This window comes from Thiolapillus sp. (assembly GCF_048562965.1).
GTDB lineage: Bacteria > Pseudomonadota > Gammaproteobacteria > Chromatiales > Chromatiaceae > Thiolapillus > Thiolapillus brandeum_A.
This window is the reverse complement of the sequence record NZ_JBHNMF010000461.1, coordinates 1-2648: the sequence shown is the minus strand read 5'-3', so window position 1 is coordinate 2648 and position 2648 is coordinate 1. Positions and strand designations below refer to the sequence as shown.

The 2648-nt window shown below is 56.6% G+C and carries 2 protein-coding genes; both read left to right on the top strand.

Annotated features, from left to right (window positions below; genetic code table 11):
* Positions 1-184: 184 nt before the first annotated feature.
* On the top strand, positions 185-2299 hold the full coding sequence (locus ACOCD2_RS16345; RefSeq protein WP_305800431.1) for a prolyl oligopeptidase family serine peptidase: 2115 nt from the start codon (positions 185-187) through the stop codon (positions 2297-2299).
* A gap of 12 nt (positions 2300-2311) precedes the next feature.
* On the top strand, positions 2312-2602 hold the full coding sequence (locus ACOCD2_RS16340) for a site-2 protease family protein (protein WP_293649597.1): 291 nt from the start codon (positions 2312-2314) through the stop codon (positions 2600-2602).
* Positions 2603-2648: the final 46 nt, after the last annotated feature.

Below are 2648 nucleotides of genomic sequence, written 5' to 3'. Positions count from 1 at the left end.
AGGTTAGAATAGTCATAAGCCTTGAGCTGTTGCACCCATTGGGTGATGGTCTGTTTTGTCACTAACCATTATACAGCCAAGGCTTTTTCCGTCTTAGCGCTTTCTATCCGGGGATTGGGGCTTTCCAAAAGACGCCTGAGCCTATAATCTTCTCTTTCAGCCTGATTTCCAAAGAGCCAGACCCATGCTGTTTTCAACATTCGCCCTCGGCATTCTCTTCACAGTGACCACAGCCGGACAGCCCGCCATGGATTCTCAGCCGATCCCTTACCCGGATGCCAGAAAAGTCAATCATATCGACACCTATCATGGTGTGAAGGTTCACGACCCCTACCGCTGGCTGGAAAACCTGGATTCCAGGGAAACCCGCAGCTGGATCGAGGCGGAAAACCGGCTCACCCGTACCTGGCTGGAAAAATTCCCGGAACGCGAAAGTATTCGCAAGCGTCTGACGGAACTGTGGAATTATGAGCGTTACTCTGTGCCCTACAAAGTGGCGGGACGCTATTTTTTCAGCCGCAACGACGGTCTGCAGAACCAGGCGATCGTGTACACGCTGCACAACCTGTCAGACGAACCCACTGTGCTGATCGACCCCAACAGACTGTCGAAAGACGGCACCGTGGCGCTCAAGGGTGCGGCGGTCAGCCCGGACGGACACTTCTACGCCTACGCCATCGCTGATGCGGGCTCGGACTGGACAGAATGGCACGTCAGAGACATCGATACCCGCAAGGATCTGGACGACCGTCTGGAATGGATCAAGTTCTCCGGCGTCTCCTGGACGGCTGACAGCAAGGGCTTCTATTACTCACGCTATGATGCACCCGAAGGTGGCGACAAGCTTAAAGAGGTGAACTATTTCCCCAAGCTCTATTACCACCGCCTGGGCGATCCCCAGGAAAAAGACAAGCTCATCTATCACAGCCCAGACCACAAGGACTGGTCATTCAACGGCATCGCCACGGAAGACGGCAGATACCTGCTCATCGAAGTCGGGCGCGGTACCGAAGACAAGAACCTGCTCTATTTCCAGGATCTGCAGCACATCGAAACAGGCATCAGACCCGTCATCGAAAGCTGGCAGGCCAGCTACGAGTACCTGGGCAACCAGGGTTCCCGGTTCTGGTTTCTGAGCAACGATCATGCCCCCCGGGGACGCATCCTGGAAATCGACCTGAACCACCCTGAACGGAAGCGCTGGAAGGAAATGCTGGCGGAATCGAAAGACACCATCGAAACCGCCACCATGGTCAATGACAGCTTCATCGTGACTTATCTTCACGATGCCTGGCACAGGATCCTCATAAAGCCGGTGAAGGGCGAGGCCCGGGAACTGAAGCTGCCCGGCATCGGCAGCGCCGGTGGTTTCTACGGCAAACAGCACGACAGGGAAACCTTCTACTCCTGGACCAGCTTCAACACCCCGGCACGCATCTACCATCTGGATCTGGAAACCGGCAAGAGCACCCTGTTCAAACGTCCGTCAGTGAAGTTCAACTCCGATGATTACGTCACCCGGCAGGTGTTCTACAACAGCAAGGACGGCACCCGGGTTCCCATGTTCATCACCCACAAAAAGGGCCTGAAACTCGACGGAAACAATCCGACCCTGCTGTATGGCTATGGTGGATTCAATATATCTTTGACACCTTATTTCTCGGTGACCAACCTGGTGTGGATGGAAATGGGCGGCGTCTATGCCGTTCCCAGTCTTCGCGGTGGCGGGGAATACGGCAAGGCCTGGCATGAAGCGGGCACGAAAACGCACAAGCAGAACGTGTTCGATGATTTCATCGCCGCCGCCGAATGGCTGATCGCTGACCGCTACACCTCCCCGGCGCACCTGGGCATCAGCGGTGGCAGCAACGGTGGCCTGCTGGTGGCCGCCACGCTGCTGCAGCGACCCGACCTTTTTGCAGCCGCAGTCCCCGCCGTTGGCGTGCTCGACATGCTGCGTTTCAACAAATTCACCATCGGCTGGGCCTGGGAATCAGACTACGGATCTCCCGAAAACGAAGCGGAATTCAAAGCCCTGTACGCCTACTCGCCCTATCACAACGTCAAGCCGGGCGTGCGCTACCCGGCCACCCTGGTCATGACTGCGGATCACGACGACCGGGTCTATCCCGCCCACAGCTTCAAGTTCACCGCTGCACTGCAGGCGGCCCAGGCAGGCCCGGCGCCCATCCTCATCCGCATCGAGACCCGGGCCGGTCACGGTGCGGGAACGCCGACGAGCAAGCGCATCGAAGAAGCGGCGGACAAGCTCGCCTTCCTGCGCTACTTCCTGAAATAACAGGGATTTTCCATGAACACTGACAGCAAGAACCAGCCCTCCATGAAATGGTCCATGCGCCTGGGCAGCCTCGCCGGGATTGCCGTCTATGTGCATGCGACTTTTCTCATCCTGCTGTTGTGGATCGCACTGAGTTACTGGCGTTCCGAACAGAATCTGCAGGCGGTCGTGCAGGGCGTGGTCTTCATACTCGCCCTGTTCGGCTGCGTGGTGCTGCACGAACTGGGCCATGCCCTCACCGCCCGGCGATTCGGCATACAGACCCGTGACATCATTCTGCTGTCAAGTCCCGATAGATCATAGATTTTCTTTTTGAATAATTCCGGTTGTTTTTTGTGCCAATCCTTAA

What these genes read in the sequence shown, in the direction of transcription:
- ACOCD2_RS16345 (WP_305800431.1), top strand. Translation starts at nt 185, where the DNA reads ATGCTGTTTTCAACATTCGCCCTCGGCATTCTCTTCACAGTGACCACA.
- ACOCD2_RS16340 (WP_293649597.1), top strand. Translation starts at nt 2,312, where the DNA reads ATGAACACTGACAGCAAGAACCAGCCCTCCATGAAATGGTCCATGCGC.